This window comes from Oceanobacillus sp. FSL K6-0118, from assembly GCF_038006665.1.
Lineage (GTDB): Bacteria > Bacillota > Bacilli > Bacillales > Amphibacillaceae > Oceanobacillus > Oceanobacillus caeni.
The window spans coordinates 1,896,829-1,912,177 of sequence record NZ_JBBOVR010000001.1 but is presented as its reverse complement, the minus strand read 5'-3'; the positions used below and the strand labels follow the sequence as shown (position 1 = coordinate 1,912,177).

Genomic DNA, 15,349 nt, shown 5'->3' with positions numbered 1-15,349 from the left:
GACCTTTACGGGCAGTTGATCTCCTACCTACCTTCTTTGTTTCCCCAAAAGCTTAAGGCGGGAGTCTTACTGCCCTTTCAGGTGGGATAAAAAAAGAACTTGGTTAAGTACTCAAGTTCTTTTTTTATTACTGGTATACAGTTTTTAGATGTTTAGCTCCAGCGCTAAAGCCTGTGGGCGCGTGGGCTTATCTTTATTATCGGCGTTCTTTAATACGTGCAGCTTTACCACGTAAATTACGTAGGTAGTAAAGTTTAGCACGGCGTACTACACCACGACGAACTACTTCAATTTTATCAACACGAGGTGAATGTACTGGGAATGTACGTTCTACACCAACACCGTAAGAAATCTTTCTTACTGTAAATGTTTCACTGATTCCACCGTTTTGACGTTTAATAACAACACCTTCAAAAACCTGGATACGTTCACGAGTTCCTTCAACAACTTTAACGTGAACCTTAACAGTATCTCCAGGACGGAAATCAGGATGGTCTGTACGTAATTGATCTTTCGTAATGTCTGCAATTAATTGTTGCATTCTAAACTCTCCTTCCAAACTAATGTTCATCATTCTCTAAGAACAGCGGAACATCGTTTTACGGCTTAAACGAACTTAAGCACAATCATTAATATAACATAAAGCAACCATTTGTTCAACTATATTTAAAGTCTTGTTTTAACTATCTTCATTTTTTATTTTATTTAATAGTTTCCTATCTTCATCAGACAACTGAATAGACTCCAGCATATCTTTTCTTCGTTCATACGTTCTTTTCAATGATTGTTCTTTACGCCATTTTTCAATCTTTGCATGATTACCTGATAATAAAATATCAGGGACTTCCAAACCGCGGAAATTCGCTGGACGTGTATAATGTGGATGCTCCAACAAACCAGAAGAAAATGAATCTTGAACTGCCGACTTTTCATTTCCTAATACTTCAGGTAATAAACGAACTACACTGTCCACTACTACCATTGCGCCTAGTTCTCCACCTGTTAATACATAATCCCCTATCGATATTTCATCTGTGACAAGATGTGTTCTAATTCTTTCGTCATACCCTTCATAATGCCCACAAATAAATATTAGATGATCTTCGTTCGCAAATTCTTCCGCTTTTTTTTGGTTATAAGGTTCGCCTTGGGGACACATTAATATAATACGTGGTTTTTTTCCCTCTGTAGCTATTGAGAGTGATTCAACCGCATCAAAAACAGGTTGTGGAGATAGAACCATCCCAGCGCCACCACCATATGGATAATCATCTACTTTATTATGCTTGTTTTTCGTATAATCCCTAAAATTCACCAATTGATAGCTGAACTGACCTCGTTCACTTGCTCTTTTGAGAATGGAACTCTGAAAAACCCCTGTAAACATTTCGGGAAATAATGTGAGAATATCGATGTGCATTAATCTAGCAATCCTTCCATTAGTTCTATCCTAACGTTTTTTTCTTCTATGTCGACAGACTTCACTACTTCTTTTATATAAGGTACTAAAATATCCTTTCCTTTTGGCTGTTTCACAACCCATACGTCATTTGCTCCAGGTGATAAGATTTCTTTTATCTTACCAATATACTGATTATCTGTAGTATGCACATCACAGCCAATAATCTCATGATAGTAAAATTCATTATCATCTAACTCTGTCAATTGCTCTTCAGATATTTTCAAATATAACCCCTTAAAGTTCTCCACATCATTGATATTGTGATACCCTTCGAATTGTAAAAGATCATACCCTTTATGTATACGATGTCCATCAATGACTAATTCTAATGGTTCCCCATCCTTTTTATCTAAGTAGACAGTACTACCTATTTGAAAGCGGTCATCAAAATCACTAATCCGCAAAACTTTTACTTCCCCACGGATACCATGAGTATTTAGAATTTTTCCAACGTTAAACATGTTTATTGTCATATTATCACTCTTCTTTCTCTATTTATCAATACGAACAATTATGCCATCTTTTATCACAATGGATTGCTCGCTCATTATTTCTTCCCAATTCATTCCTTTTGTAACCTCAACAAGAGCTTCAACTTCGTCTTCTACTATTTCTACACCTAGTTCAAGCATCTCCATTTGTTCTATTTTAAAATCAATTAGGTCCATTTTTTCCCTGCGTTTCGTAATTTCATTTTGAAATCTACGTGTTACATCTTGTTTGGAAACGCCGGGTTTATTTTGTAATTTCTTTTTTTCAAACAGAAGTTGTTGACACTCTTGTTCAAGTCGCATTTTTTGCTTATTAAACTGGTTCAATAATTTTTTTCTACTTTTCTCAGTGACTATTTGTTTGACTAGGACTTTTTTTATTATCTTCATTATTTTCCTCACTCTCACAAAAGGTCTCTTACAATACGCGTTAAAAAAGGGGGATAAAAAGGGCCGATTCTACACAAGTTGCAACGCTGCCCCTACATTTAGGTATGCCGACATTAGTCACAAAGGCTGTTTTTATTCGGCCTTCCTTTAATCCATGATCACCAACAAAGAAATTCAAAGTGTCATTTTTACCGGACTTTTAGAACATCCTCTTAAAAATAATACAGAAAAGGGAAAGTAAAACCAACAGGTTCCTTTCCCTTCGATTACATAATATCTAAGTAAATGCGTTTTTTCCCATCTGTTTTAGCTGCATATACAACTGTTCGAATCGCCTTTGCAATACGCCCGTTCTTGCCAATAACCTTACCAACATCGTCTTTGTGAACAGTAAGATGGTATACAATCTTACTATCTTCTTCTGTTTTTGTAACAACAATATCTTCAGGGCTATCAACAAGCGGAGTAACAATCGATTCTATTAGGGCTTTCATGATATCACACTACTTTACTATTAGTTTTTTTGTTCGTGGAATTTTTTCATGATGCCTTGTTGTGAGAATAGATTACGAACTGTGTCACTTGGTTTAGCGCCTTTTTTCATCCAATCAAGTGCTTTATCCTCATCTATTTTAATTTCAGCTGGGTTAGCAACCGGATTGTAAGTTCCAACCTGTTCAATATTACGTCCGTCACGAGGAGAACGTGAATCTGCTACAACAATACGATAGAAAGGATTTCTTTTAGATCCCATACGTTTTAAACGAATTCTTACTGCCATTTTTTATAGCACCTCCATTAATGTTATTCACAAGATATGATTCTAACAGATAATTTTTTGTCTGTAAAGTGTTTTTCCATTACATTATATAAAGTAACAATCCATAAATCAAATTTCCGAGCGCGTCTGCTTTTTCTAATCTAGCTCCAGCGCTAAAGCCGTAGCGAGACTTCCTTTACCTCATGACACGATAAAGAAGACTTTCCGACTGGTGAAACCATAGGCTTAGTCGTACTTATACCCTTGTGGTGAAAGTCAACATCGACTCAAAGTAATAAAGGAAGGCCAACTAAATGCGACCTTTCCCGGCCAACGTCGGCATATGCTTTTTCTACATAAACGGAAGGTTAAATCCTTTGCCTTTTTTGCCTTTTTGCATGTTGGTCATTTGTTTCATCATTTTCTTCATTTCATTAAACTGTTTTAAAAGACGATTAACTTGAGATACGGTAGTTCCGGATCCTTTAGCTATTCTTTTTTTACGACTAGCATTAATAATGCTAGGTTCTTGCCTTTCTTTTTTTGTCATAGATTGAATAATAGCTTCTACTTGCGAGAGCTGTTTCTCATCTATTTGGGCATTTTTAAGACCTTTCATCTTATTTACACCTGGGATCATGTTAATAAGTTCATCTAATGGCCCCATATTTCTTACTTGCCCCATTTGTTCTAGAAAGTCGTCAAAAGTAAATGACATGGTACGCATTTTTTCTTCTAATTCTTTTGCCTGCTTTTCATCAACATTTGCTTGTGCTTTTTCGATAAGGGAAAGTACATCCCCCATTCCCAAAATCCTAGAAGCCATTCGTTCAGGATGGAATGGTTCTAACTGATCTAATTTTTCACCCATACCGGCAAATTTAATTGATTTATCGGTAACAGCTTTAATAGATAAGGCCGCACCACCACGAGTATCCCCATCTAATTTCGTTAATACTACACCAGTTATGTCCAACTGTTCATTAAAGCTTTCTGCAACGTTAACCGCATCTTGTCCAGTCATGGCATCTACTACCAAGAAAATTTCATCTGGTTTGACATTTTCTTTGATTTGTTGCAGTTCATCCATTAAATCAGTATCGACATGAAGACGGCCAGCAGTATCAATAATGACATAATCATTATGTTCTTCTTTCGCTTTTTCAATTGCTTTTGTAGCAATATCTACAGGATTAGCTTCTGTTCCCATAGAAAAAACTGGCATACTTAATTGTTGACCAAGCGTCTCTAATTGATTAATCGCTGCTGGACGGTACACATCACATGCTACGAGCAGCGGAGAACGGTTATGTTTTTTACGAAGATGGTTAGCTAACTTTCCTGTAGTGGTTGTTTTACCAGCCCCCTGTAAACCTACCATCATAATAACAGTTGGCGGACGGTCGCTTACTGCAATCTTACTTTGTTCTCCACCCATTAAATTCGTTAATTCTTCTTTAACAACTTTAATAACCTGTTGCCCAGGAGTTAAACTTTCCATCACTTCCTGTCCAACAGCACGTTCTTTAATTCGTTTAATTAAGTCTTTCACAACCTTAAAGTTAACGTCTGCTTCTAACAATGCAAGGCGTACCTCGCGAGTCATTTCTTTAACATCTTGTTCTGAAACCTTACCTTTACCGGTAATTTTTTTCATCGTACTTTGCAGACGGTCGGCTAATCCTTCAAATGCCATAGAAGGTTTCCCCCTAATCTAATTCTTTTAATTGCTGAATGAAAGATAGTATATTTTCATCCGAAGTATATTCTTCCATTTTTTCTAATATAGAAGCCCGTTTTAAAAAACGTTCGTATAAGTGAAGTTTCTCTTCATAGGACTCAAGCATTGATTCAGTTCGCTTAATATTATCATAAACTGCTTGTCTAGAAACTTGATGTAGTTCAGAAATTTCACCTAGAGAATAATCTTCCAAATAGTATAGTTCCATATAGTTTCGTTGTTTTGAAGTTAATAAAGTTTGATAAAAATCATATAAATAATTTACCCGGGTTGTTTTCTCTATCAAAACGTCACCCCTTTGTTAAGTGAATCTCCTTAACATAATATCATACTTTAACAAGGTTGTCTGTCAAGGATTATATTCCGTATGTGTCAAGTTTTTCTCGGTGTGTCTTTCACACCAATATTTCCGGCACTCTATTTTTGTACACTTTTTCGGCTACCGCGCGACCCTTGTCGCTTGCTGTCCCCAATTTTTAGGTAACGTTCTAAAAACCAAGAACCTTACCTAAAAATCAGGGTGTTATCTAAAACTTTTTATTAACTGTCCAATAGCTGATGAATGAGCTGTATTTAGGCTTATTTTACCTTGTTTTGCTCCAATTGACGGCTGGGTTTCCTGGCGTAGAAATTCAGTCATACGAACCACTTTTTTCACGTCTCGTTGTTTTCTTACACTTCGCCTTTGGTCTCTCAAATAGACGGATCGTAATGTTTTATTTAGAATCCCTTGTTTGATCTTCACCATTGCCTCACTACCTTCTAAACTCCAATGCATTCCACGCTTTTTCATTCGGAATGAAATATGTCGTTGGTTGGATTCCATTGCACCCATGCCCCTTGCCTCTTTTGGTGGATTCTCAACTTTTTCTCTCCAATCAAAAATTCGATCCCAATTACCGCCAATATATCTACGAAAATCCTCGGCCTTTTCTAACTGCTTATCCGTTTCTAAAGTGCTCTCCAATGTATCCATCCAACGTATGAAATCATCCAGTTCGTGTTCTTTGATTGCCTTTTGTACACCTTCTTTAAACTCGCTCTTTTTAACTCCAAAAGTTCGATTCAGTGCTTTAGAAATGTGAAAGGAATCCAATTGATTTAAAACAGGATAACTAGACTGTGAGAAAGCCTCTTGAAAACGTTCTGCCGTATAACCGGGACCACCATCACTATTGGTGACAACTTGTGTATTTTCTAAGGAATAATGACTAGCTGTAAACGCCTGGACTTCTTTCCAAAAATCATTTGTTGGTTTGGTTGTCATAATAACTTGTGGATTCTTTAGGGATACGCGCTTTCCATTTTTAATCCAACCTTCATGGATCACTGCATGATGTACTTCATGACTTGTTTTTTCCTTAGTCCCACGCACAAATACACCATCTGCCTCGGCAAATAAAAATTCCAATTCTTTCCCCTTTGGTAAATAGGCAGCTTCCTCTAATTCAGCTAACAATTCTTCATCAGCTTGCGCTTGTGCTTTTCCTACACGCTTCACCATACTTCCCACTGTCGTATGACTAAGATTCACGGCAGTCCATTCACTTAATATGCGTGCAGTTTCTCGGTACGTACTCTCACTAGCCAACTCCGCCACTTTTACTTCAACTAAAGGACTATGTCGCTGATATTTTCTAAATCCAACCCACTCATCAAAAGGATAATGCGCTTTCCCATTGATATCGTGCATTAATGTATGCGTAAAACGAACTGCCCCAAAGATAAACTGAATTGTCTTTTCATCTTCTCGTTCAACCGTCCAACCCTTACTTTGCATTCTTCTTTTTATCGTTTGATTAAGTTGTGTAAATACGCTCCCCATCAGTTTAGTAAGGAGATCATATACATAAATTTGAACATGTTCCTCAAAGTCAATTAAATCATTTGTATCCTTTAATAATTCGCTGATTTTTGATATAATTGTATTCATGAAAAGGCCTCTTTCAAATGTATTTGCCGGTCAGCATACATTTATGATAGAGCGCCTTTTCTTTTTTTTCTAGAATTTTGTTTCAAATCCCCGAGAACTATTTTACACATAGTTATATTCCTACCTAGTTATTCCTCTTCTTCCTCTTCTTCTAACATATCTGCGAATAACCCGTAGACAAATGCATTAGCATCAAATTGCTGAAGGTCATCCACTTTTTCTCCAAGTCCAACATATTTTACTGGAATGTTTAGTTCATTACGGATTGCAAGTACAATACCACCTTTTGCAGTACCATCTAATTTCGTTAAAACTATTCCAGTTACATCTGTTGCTTCAGAAAATGTTTTCGCTTGATTTAACGCGTTTTGACCTGTAGTTGCATCTAAAACTAATAACACTTCATGTGGAGCACCAGGAATTTCACGTTCTATTACGCGTTTAACTTTAGAAAGCTCGTTCATTAAGTTAACTTTATTTTGAAGCCGCCCAGCAGTATCACAAATTAAAACATCTGCATTTCTTGATTTGGCAGCTTTTATACCATCAAAAACGACAGCGGCAGGATCACTTCCCGCACTGTGTTTAATGACATCAACACCAGCACGTTCTCCCCAAACCTCAAGCTGTTCAATAGCACCAGCTCTAAAAGTGTCCCCTGCTGCAAGCACAACTTTTTTCCCTTGCTGTTTTAATTGATTTGCTAATTTCCCTATAGAAGTTGTTTTTCCTACACCATTTACACCAACTACTAAAATTACGGATAAGCCTTCTTCTTGAATGTTTAATGTTTTTATTTCTTCATCATCGTCGCCATGATAGATCTCAACTAATTTTTCTGAAATGACATTCTTCACTTCACTTGTATCTTTTATATTTTGACGTTTCACTTCCATTTTCAATTCGTCAATTAGATCCATTACTGTCATAACTCCTACGTCTGCAGTAATAAGCACTTCTTCCAATTCTTCAAAAAAGTCTTCATCTACCTTCCGATATCTCGCAATTAGGTCGTTAATCTTACCGGAAAAAGTATTTCTACTTTTTTTCATACCTTCTTTATATTTTTCACTTACTTTTTTGGTTTCTTTATTTTGTGTAAACTTAGTTTTCAACTTATCCATAAAACCCATTGTGAACTACCTCCTTAAGAATTAATTAATTCCTTCGTGTCTTCAAGTCTTACAGAAACCAATCGAGAAACCCCTGATTCCTGCATTGTTACTCCGTAAAGGACATCCGCTTCTTCCATCGTTCCTTTACGATGAGTGATAACAATAAATTGTGTATTTTCACTATACAATTTAATATATTTTGCAAAACGAGTAACGTTAGCTTCGTCTAAAGCAGCTTCTACTTCATCCAGTATACAAAAAGGGACTGGACGTACTCGTAATATAGCAAATAATAAAGCTATAGCAGTTAAAGATCGCTCTCCACCAGATAAAAGCCCTAAGTTTTGTAGTTTTTTCCCTGGTGGTTGGGCGATAATATCCACACCTGTATCCAATAAATGTTTGGGATCGGTTAATTTTAATTCCGCATGACCACCACCAAATAATTGCTGGAAAACAACCGCAAATTCTTCTTTTATTTTAGAAAATGTATCATCAAATCGTTTTATCATTTCTTCGTCCATTTCCGAAATAACAGAATATAACGTTTCTTTTGCCTCTACAAGATCATTCCTTTGGCCAGATAAAAACTCATATCGTTCAGAAATCCTATCGTACTCGTCAATTGCCCCTAAATTCACCGTTCCTAATCTTTCTATTCTTGCCTTTAAATCAGTTACAAGGGCTTTTGACTCCGTCACATCTGTTACTTTTTCATAAAGTTGTGATGCTTTTTCAAAAGTAATCGTATATTCGGTTTGTAGATGGTTTAACCTATTTTCCAAATCGACGTCTAGACGATTTGCTTGAACCTCTTTTTGTTGTATCTCTTGAGCAAAAGTTTGGTGCCTTTTATTTTCTTCTTTTAATTCTTTTTCCTCATCTTGGATAATCTGTGTTAATTGTGCGCGTTGTAAACGTCTTTCCTGAATAAGATTGGTTAATCCTTCTTTTTTCTTGCGATTTAATTCCAGCTTTTGATCAATTTCTTCTTCCGTTTCCTCAATATAAGCCATTTCGTATAAATTATCTAGGTCCTTTTTATAAGAACGTAGCAAATTATTAGACTCCGTTATCCTTGTTTCTACAGATTTTACCTTTTCTTTCTGGTTTTTTATCCTTTCTTCCTGTTCTGCTAAAGAAATTTGACATTGATGTAATTCTTGTTGCATTACCTCTTTACTATCTCTAAGTTGTGTTTCTTCTTCACTTAATTGATCCATCTTCTTTTGAATTTCTTCCAATTCCTGTTTAATATCATGCAATTTTTTTGTCAGTTCTTTATCCCTTTTTTCTAGCCGTTCACTCTCATGAATATATTGTTTATGATCCTGATCGTATATAGAGAGATTGTTATTTAAGGAATCCAATTTCAGTTCTAATTCTTTACAATAGGACTGAAGTTTTTGCAATGATTGTTGTTCTTGTACTAATGATTCTTCATTGGTCTTGAATTGGTTTTCTAGATCGGAAATTTTTTCTTTTTGATTAGCCAATTTTTGTTCAAACAAGGTAATTTTTTGTTGAAATTGATTTATCTTTTCATTTAATTCTTTTATATCTTTATCTCTAGAAAATAAAGATTGATTCGTTTTCTTAAGCGCACCGCCTGACATCGAACCTCCAGGATTCACAACATCGCCATCTAACGTTACAACCCGAAATCTCCGCCCGATCATTCGAGCAATTTCATTGGCATCTTTTAATGTTTTCGATATGATTACATGCCCCATTAAATGATTAACGGCTTTACGATAAAGAGATTCTACTTGAACGAGATTAGCAGCAACACCGATAAATCCGGGGTGTTTGTTAATTTGTAAAAGCACGTCATTCGTTATGAAACGTTCTTGAATTGACTCTAGTGGGAGAAAAGTAGCACGACCATTATTCGTTTGTTTTAACCACTGAATTGCATTTCTAGCTGCAAGATCATGTTGCACAACAATATGTTGAGCTTGACCACCAAGCACGGTCTCAATAGCTGTAATGTAATTCTTTGGAACATCAATTAATTCAATGACTGCACCATGGATATTTTCTAACTGTTTTTGTTCACGTGCTTTTAAAATTGCCTTTACGCCTTGGAAAAAACCTTGGAAGTCCTCCTTCATTTCTTCAAGCATTTCTTTTTGGGATTTCAACTTTTCTATATATTGATAACCTTGATAAAGCTTTGTTTGTGATTCCTGAAATAAATTCCTTTCTTTTTCCAACTTCGATTTAATATCGGTCGTTTCTTCTTGAATGGTTGTCCATAATTTCTCTTGTTGAATTAATTTGGCTTCCGTTTCTTCTTTCTTTAGCGAAAGTTCTTCTCTTTGCCTCAATGAATCTTTAAACCTTGAGGCTTGTCTATCCTTCCTCCCAAATATTTGTTGTTTTTGTTGTTTAATGGATTGCTTTTCATTTCTGATAGCTGCTTGTTTATTTAGAAACTCAATATAATCTGACTTCAAACCTTCAATCTGATCAGAAATGGACTCTTCACTTATTGCCAATTTTTCCTGTAACTGTTGTATTTGTTGCTTCGCTTTTTTCCTGGAATCTGAAAGGTTAGTTAATTTCCCTTGTTCTTCTAATAATTCCTTTTCTAGATTCTTAATACTTTCTGCTGTTTCTTCTTTTAATCGTTCTAACTTTTGCTTATTTTCATCAAAGTGTTTCGAACGTTCGTTAAATAATTGCTTTTTCCCTTCATATTTTTCGAGCAACTCTGAAGTCTGGAGTAATTCATCTTGCTTATTTTCAATTTCTTTATCTAATTTATTTATTTGTAGTCTTTGTTTTTCAATTTGGGATTCTTTTTGACGAATGGAGGTTTTCATCTTTATTTCTTCATTTTTTTTCTCATTGATTATATCCAACAATGCTTTCCATTCATTATGTAGCTTTTCAATTTCGGTAATTAAAAGAGATATCTCCTCTTGCTTCAGTTCTTCTTTTAATTTCATGTAATTTTTTGCTTTTTCAGCTTGTTCCCATAAGGGCTCTTTCTGTTGTTCAATCTCATAAATAATATCTTCCACACGATTTAAATTTTCTTGGGTCTCAGCTAATTTATATTCTGCTTTCTTTTTTCTCTGTTTATATTTCAAGACCCCGGCAGCCTCTTCGAAAATAGTTCGTCTTTCTTCCGCTTTGGAACTTAAAATTTCTTCTACCTTTCCTTGGCTAATAATGGAAAAAGCATCACGGCCAAGACCAGAATCCATAAATAAGTCTATAATATCTTTTAAACGACATGATTGTTTATTTATATAAAATTCACTATCACCCGATCGATATACCCTTCTTGTTACACTAACTTCATCATAATCTAATGGCAATGAATGATTTTGATTGTCTAAAACTAATGTTACTTCAGCTACATTTAACGGTTTTCTTGAATCACTACCTTGGAAAATAATATCCTCCATCTTGGATCCACGTAACGTTTTTGCCGATTGTTCTCCAAGCACCCATCTGATTGCATCTGTTATATTGCTTTTACCACTACCGTTAGGACCAACGACAGCAGTAACACCTGGAACAAAATCAACACTGATACGTTCAGCAAATGATTTGAATCCAACACTTTCTAACCGTTTTAAATACATAATCATTCTCCTATATCTAAATAAAAAGAACCTTTTTTCGTTCTTTCACATAAGTCATTGGCTTTTTACCGCATTTATTTTACCATAAACATATGAATTAGGCATATTTGTATTGTACTCTATTACTATATTCCTCTAAAAGTAAAAAAAGCCTCTCGTATTTCGAGAAGCTTTTTAATCATATTACTTATATTTTTAATCCCTACTTGGGAATAAGTTTCGCTTTTTAATACCTATTTCAAGAAATCTTCATTTTTATAAGCTGGGTTTGGATATTTGTAGAAGCCTTCACCTGATTCAACACCAAGTTTACCCTTGTCCAAATAATTTACCTTTAAATATTCAGCAACTTTCTTGGCATTTTCGTCTCCTGCTTCACCTTTTGCTTTAGATAGGTTATATGGTGTACGAATCCCAATGATATCAAGAGTAGCAAATGGTCCATTCGGTGCACCTGTTGCAACCATCCACGTTTTGTCAATTGTTTCAACATCTGCTATTTCATTGACTAGCAATTGTTGAGCTGCATCCAAGAATGGTACCAATAGGGAGTTCAAGATATAGCCAGGCTGCTCCTTGTAAATTGGAAGTGGAATCATACCAATCTCTTTTGCAAAATCCACTAAATCCTGAAATACCTTCATGTCCGTTCCTTCATGCTTCATAATTTCAGCGGTATTATTTTTCCAAATTTCATTTGCAAAGTGCAGCATTAAAAATTTCTCTGGACGACCTGTTGCATCAGCGAATTGGCTCGGAAGCATTGTCGAAGAATTTGATGCAAAGATCGTATGCTTTGGAGCAACCTCTGCTAATTGATGGTAGAAATTTATTTTAATATCCGTTAGTTCCGGAACAGCCTCAATTACCAAATCCGCCTGTTCAACAGCTTTTCCTAAATCCGAATAAAAGTTCATACTTTTATATGCTTGATTTACCTGCTCATCAGTGGCACCAAGATCTTCTTTGTAACGATCTTTAAGCTTTTCAATTCGTCCCTTTGCTGTCTCTATAGCCTTATCATTAATGTCATATACGCTTACGTTAAAACCTTTAAAGGCAATTTGATAAGCAATTTGACTACCTAGTACGCCACTACCAGCGACAGTTACATTTTTAAATACCATAAAAACCCTTCTCTCATGAATGTGTGCAAATTTCTTAGGGTAGATACCACCCTATATGTTATATTCTAGACCTGTTTTTTTAAGTGGTCTACTTTGTTGCTTTAGGGAGTAGTATTGGTATGGAAGTATATAACTATGTAGTAATTTCTCACTATTGTCGTTGAATCTTATTCATAACGGCTTTGGTAAAAGAAGTTGTCGTCTCCTTTCCATTCAAATCAACCGTCTTTATTCCTTCTTCCATAACTGTAAATATACTTTGTTCTATTAGATTGGCAATTTCAATTAACTTATCATCTTTATGTCGGCCACCAAGCCATTGAAGCAACATTACGGTTGATAGGATTATTCCGACAGGGTTGGCTTTATTTTGACCAGCTATATCTGGTGCAGATCCATGAGCAGCTTGAGCCATTACCTGTTGGCTATTCGTGTTAATGGATGGTGCCAACCCCAAACTACCTGCAAGTTCTCCCGCTAAATCTGATAAAATATCTCCAAACATATTCTCTGTTACAATAACATCAAACTGATAAATATTTCTTACAAGGTGAGCCGTCATTGCATCAATATGATAATCATCCACTTGAACATCTGGATAATCTTTTGCAACCTCCAAACAAATATCTTTAAACATACCGGTTCCTAATCTAATTACATTCGCTTTATGTACAATCGTCACTTTTTTCCTTCTACTCATAGCCGCTTCAAAGGCTGCCTTCGCAATTCTTGTAATAGCCTTTCTTGTGAAGACCCCGGTGGACACAGCTACATCCGGCGTTATTTTCCACTCCCCAACTCCTGAATACATGTTGCGATCTGGATAAAACCCTTCCGTATTTTCTCGATAAATAACTAGATTTGCATTTTCTACCAAACCTTTTACACCTGGAATTGATTTCGAAGGTCTAATATTCGCATACAAATCAAAGGAATGACGTAATTCTCCACTAGGGTTTCTTATCTCTTTAAATTTATCAGGATAGGAAGCTGAATCATGGGGACCCATAATCCAACCATCTAGCTCAGCTAATGCTTCTTTTGTCGAAGATGGTACCGGATGACCTAATTTATCAATAGATTCCCAGCCAATAGGGAGGTATTGAAACTTCAAAACATTCAGCTTTAACTGCCTGCAAGCTGCGTTAACTATCTCAACAGTTGAATCTACAATTTCTGGACCGATTCCGTCACCATATAGAACGCCAATTTTGTACTGACTCATTTTTTAATCTACTCCTTTTAAATCACCCTATTTTCACCAATAAAAAATGTTGCCAGGATAGCGACAAACGTTAAAAACACACTTGATACTAGGCCAATTGAACTAGTGCGATACCTATTAATTCAGACTACGACATAGCTATTAGAAAAATAACCCATAGATATATAGCAAAAGCCAATAGTCCTAAAGTTAATTGCTGATTGGTTGTAAAGTTAGCTAAATAATTATCTTTTAAAGTAAAGAACACTAATTAAATTGGTTATTTTTAGTTTACTGCAAGCGTAGCCATAATTGAAATAACAATTTTTTATAATTAAACATAAATAAAAGGAATAACACCAAGTTATAATTATAATAGAGGGTTCAGATAACTAAGGCGGATTTTTTATCGTACTTGATAAAAAGTCATTGGCTTTTTGTCGCATTTATCTTATCATAAAATTAGTGACATAAAGAAGTATGGAATCAATACATAACGCAGATTAGCAATTGTATCTAAAATGGGGGGATTGCAAATGGATTTAAAAGTAGCATCACAAGAGAATCTTAAAATTCTTCTTGATGAATTAGCAGATAAATTAAATGTGGTAAATCGAGGGTTACTAGATGCTGAGGATTATGATATTAATAAATATGATGATCTGAAACTAATGTACGATATCATTAAGAAAAAAGGACAACTTAGTACGTTAGAGACGCAAGCATTTGTCGAAGAATTGGGCTCTATAAGAAAGAAATAAGAAATAGCAAAAAGCTGTTATTCCCAGAATAACAGCTTTTCTACTAAGCATTAAAAGTATCCAGTGCAATCTTTGCTGCTCTTTGCTCTGCTTCTTTTTTGGTTCTACCAATTCCTTCGCCAACAACTTCATTATTAATGAATACATTAGCAATAAACTCTTTATTATGTGAGGGTCCTTTTTCATTCACTATTTTGTACTCAATAACTCTGTTTTTATATTGCTGAATATATTCTTGTAATTGGCTTTTATAATCCATCGCATGCGAAAAAGTACCAGCTTTTATTTTCGGAAAAACATGTTCTTTTAGAAAATCTAAAGCTATATCAAATCCCTGATCGAGATATAACGCGCCAAGAAAGGCTTCAAATACATCGGCTAAAATTGCTGGGCGTTCTCTTCCACCAGTTTGCTCTTCCCCTTTACCTAGTAGCAAATAATCCCCAAAATGAAGATCTTGTGCAAATCCTACTAAAGATGGTTCACACACAATCGCAGCTCTTAGCTTCGTCATTTCACCTTCTGGCATTTGTTCATGATTTCGATACAAGTATTGAGACACACCTAGTTCAAGAACAGCATCCCCTAAAAACTCCAACCGTTCATTATCCGAAAATACTTCCTTCCGATGCTCATTCACATACGATGAATGTGTAAAAGCCTGCCTGATTAAATCATGATCATGAAAGGACAGGTTTAATTGCTTTTCCAGTTGTTCCATATTTTCACCTCTGAGAAGTAGATACGGAAAGTCTCGCAATAATTT

General features: G+C 35.5%; 15 protein-coding genes. 1 reads left to right on the top strand and 14 read right to left on the bottom strand.

What is annotated here, in order from left to right; translation table 11 throughout:
- Window positions 1-196: 196 nt before the first annotated feature.
- From rplS to MHI02_RS09805, 13 genes are all read right to left on the bottom strand, one after another.
- Window positions 197-541 carry a 50S ribosomal protein L19 gene (gene rplS / locus MHI02_RS09865; RefSeq protein WP_047186029.1) on the bottom strand — a complete coding sequence of 115 codons (345 nt, stop codon included), beginning with the start codon at window positions 539-541 and terminating at the stop codon, window positions 197-199.
- A 138-nt stretch (window positions 542-679) separates the two neighbouring features.
- Window positions 680-1,420: a tRNA (guanosine(37)-N1)-methyltransferase TrmD gene (gene trmD, locus MHI02_RS09860; protein ID WP_047186028.1), complete on the bottom strand. Its 741-nt coding sequence runs from the start codon at window positions 1,418-1,420 to the stop codon at window positions 680-682.
- Complete coding sequence (gene rimM, locus MHI02_RS09855; RefSeq protein WP_047186027.1) at window positions 1,420-1,935, bottom strand: ribosome maturation factor RimM; 516 nt, start codon at window positions 1,933-1,935, stop codon at window positions 1,420-1,422. Before rimM ends, trmD begins: the two co-directional genes overlap by 1 nt.
- A gap of 18 nt (window positions 1,936-1,953) precedes the next feature.
- The gene (locus MHI02_RS09850) at window positions 1,954-2,343 is read right to left on the bottom strand and encodes a YlqD family protein (RefSeq protein ID WP_047186026.1); all 390 of its coding nucleotides are present in this window, start codon (window positions 2,341-2,343) and stop codon (window positions 1,954-1,956) included.
- A 266-nt stretch (window positions 2,344-2,609) separates the two neighbouring features.
- The gene (locus MHI02_RS09845; protein WP_047186025.1) at window positions 2,610-2,837 is read right to left on the bottom strand and encodes a KH domain-containing protein; all 228 of its coding nucleotides are present in this window, start codon (window positions 2,835-2,837) and stop codon (window positions 2,610-2,612) included.
- Window positions 2,838-2,857: 20 nt separating this feature from the next.
- On the bottom strand, window positions 2,858-3,124 hold the full coding sequence (gene rpsP / locus MHI02_RS09840; protein ID WP_047186024.1) for a 30S ribosomal protein S16: 267 nt from the start codon (window positions 3,122-3,124) through the stop codon (window positions 2,858-2,860).
- A 331-nt stretch (window positions 3,125-3,455) separates the two neighbouring features.
- Window positions 3,456-4,799: a signal recognition particle protein gene (gene ffh / locus MHI02_RS09835; protein ID WP_145542839.1), complete on the bottom strand. Its 1,344-nt coding sequence runs from the start codon at window positions 4,797-4,799 to the stop codon at window positions 3,456-3,458.
- Between the two features lie 13 nt (window positions 4,800-4,812).
- The gene (locus MHI02_RS09830; protein WP_047186022.1) at window positions 4,813-5,130 is read right to left on the bottom strand and encodes a putative DNA-binding protein; all 318 of its coding nucleotides are present in this window, start codon (window positions 5,128-5,130) and stop codon (window positions 4,813-4,815) included.
- Window positions 5,131-5,367: 237 nt separating this feature from the next.
- Entirely contained in the window at window positions 5,368-6,777 is a 1,410-nt protein-coding gene (locus tag MHI02_RS09825) for an ISLre2 family transposase (protein ID WP_047183902.1), read from the bottom strand.
- Window positions 6,778-6,905: 128 nt separating this feature from the next.
- Entirely contained in the window at window positions 6,906-7,910 is a 1,005-nt protein-coding gene (gene ftsY, locus MHI02_RS09820; protein ID WP_341165865.1) for a signal recognition particle-docking protein FtsY, read from the bottom strand.
- A gap of 14 nt (window positions 7,911-7,924) precedes the next feature.
- Complete coding sequence (gene smc / locus MHI02_RS09815; protein WP_145523425.1) at window positions 7,925-11,491, bottom strand: chromosome segregation protein SMC; 3,567 nt, start codon at window positions 11,489-11,491, stop codon at window positions 7,925-7,927.
- A 233-nt stretch (window positions 11,492-11,724) separates the two neighbouring features.
- Window positions 11,725-12,618 carry a 3-hydroxyacyl-CoA dehydrogenase gene (locus tag MHI02_RS09810; RefSeq protein ID WP_216883627.1) on the bottom strand — a complete coding sequence of 298 codons (894 nt, stop codon included), beginning with the start codon at window positions 12,616-12,618 and terminating at the stop codon, window positions 11,725-11,727.
- A gap of 151 nt (window positions 12,619-12,769) precedes the next feature.
- Window positions 12,770-13,843, bottom strand: a complete 1,074-nt coding sequence (locus MHI02_RS09805) for an isocitrate/isopropylmalate dehydrogenase family protein (protein ID WP_060667889.1) — start codon at window positions 13,841-13,843, stop codon at window positions 12,770-12,772.
- Between the two features lie 515 nt (window positions 13,844-14,358).
- On the opposite strand from MHI02_RS09805, the gene MHI02_RS09800 reads away from it, so the two are divergent.
- Entirely contained in the window at window positions 14,359-14,583 is a 225-nt protein-coding gene (locus MHI02_RS09800) for a DUF1128 domain-containing protein (RefSeq protein WP_047186017.1), read from the top strand.
- 43 nt (window positions 14,584-14,626) lie between these two features.
- On the opposite strand, the gene rnc is transcribed toward MHI02_RS09800, so the two are convergent.
- Window positions 14,627-15,304: a ribonuclease III gene (rnc, locus tag MHI02_RS09795; protein ID WP_047186016.1), complete on the bottom strand. Its 678-nt coding sequence runs from the start codon at window positions 15,302-15,304 to the stop codon at window positions 14,627-14,629.
- Between the last annotated feature and the right edge of the window lie 45 nt (window positions 15,305-15,349).

What these genes read in the sequence shown, in the direction of transcription:
- MHI02_RS09800 (WP_047186017.1), top strand. Translation starts at nt 14,359, where the DNA reads ATGGATTTAAAAGTAGCATCACAAGAGAATCTTAAAATTCTTCTTGAT.
- rpsP (WP_047186024.1), bottom strand. Translation starts at nt 3,124, where the DNA reads ATGGCAGTAAGAATTCGTTTAAAACGTATGGGATCTAAAAGAAATCCT.
- rnc (WP_047186016.1), bottom strand. Translation starts at nt 15,304, where the DNA reads ATGGAACAACTGGAAAAGCAATTAAACCTGTCCTTTCATGATCATGAT.
- MHI02_RS09805 (WP_060667889.1), bottom strand. Translation starts at nt 13,843, where the DNA reads ATGAGTCAGTACAAAATTGGCGTTCTATATGGTGACGGAATCGGTCCA.
- MHI02_RS09825 (WP_047183902.1), bottom strand. Translation starts at nt 6,777, where the DNA reads ATGAATACAATTATATCAAAAATCAGCGAATTATTAAAGGATACAAAT.
- rplS (WP_047186029.1), bottom strand. Translation starts at nt 541, where the DNA reads ATGCAACAATTAATTGCAGACATTACGAAAGATCAATTACGTACAGAC.
- ftsY (WP_341165865.1), bottom strand. Translation starts at nt 7,910, where the DNA reads ATGGGTTTTATGGATAAGTTGAAAACTAAGTTTACACAAAATAAAGAA.
- ffh (WP_145542839.1), bottom strand. Translation starts at nt 4,799, where the DNA reads ATGGCATTTGAAGGATTAGCCGACCGTCTGCAAAGTACGATGAAAAAA.
- MHI02_RS09845 (WP_047186025.1), bottom strand. Translation starts at nt 2,837, where the DNA reads ATGAAAGCCCTAATAGAATCGATTGTTACTCCGCTTGTTGATAGCCCT.
- smc (WP_145523425.1), bottom strand. Translation starts at nt 11,491, where the DNA reads ATGTATTTAAAACGGTTAGAAAGTGTTGGATTCAAATCATTTGCTGAA.
- MHI02_RS09850 (WP_047186026.1), bottom strand. Translation starts at nt 2,343, where the DNA reads ATGAAGATAATAAAAAAAGTCCTAGTCAAACAAATAGTCACTGAGAAA.
- trmD (WP_047186028.1), bottom strand. Translation starts at nt 1,420, where the DNA reads ATGCACATCGATATTCTCACATTATTTCCCGAAATGTTTACAGGGGTT.
- rimM (WP_047186027.1), bottom strand. Translation starts at nt 1,935, where the DNA reads ATGACAATAAACATGTTTAACGTTGGAAAAATTCTAAATACTCATGGT.
- MHI02_RS09810 (WP_216883627.1), bottom strand. Translation starts at nt 12,618, where the DNA reads ATGGTATTTAAAAATGTAACTGTCGCTGGTAGTGGCGTACTAGGTAGT.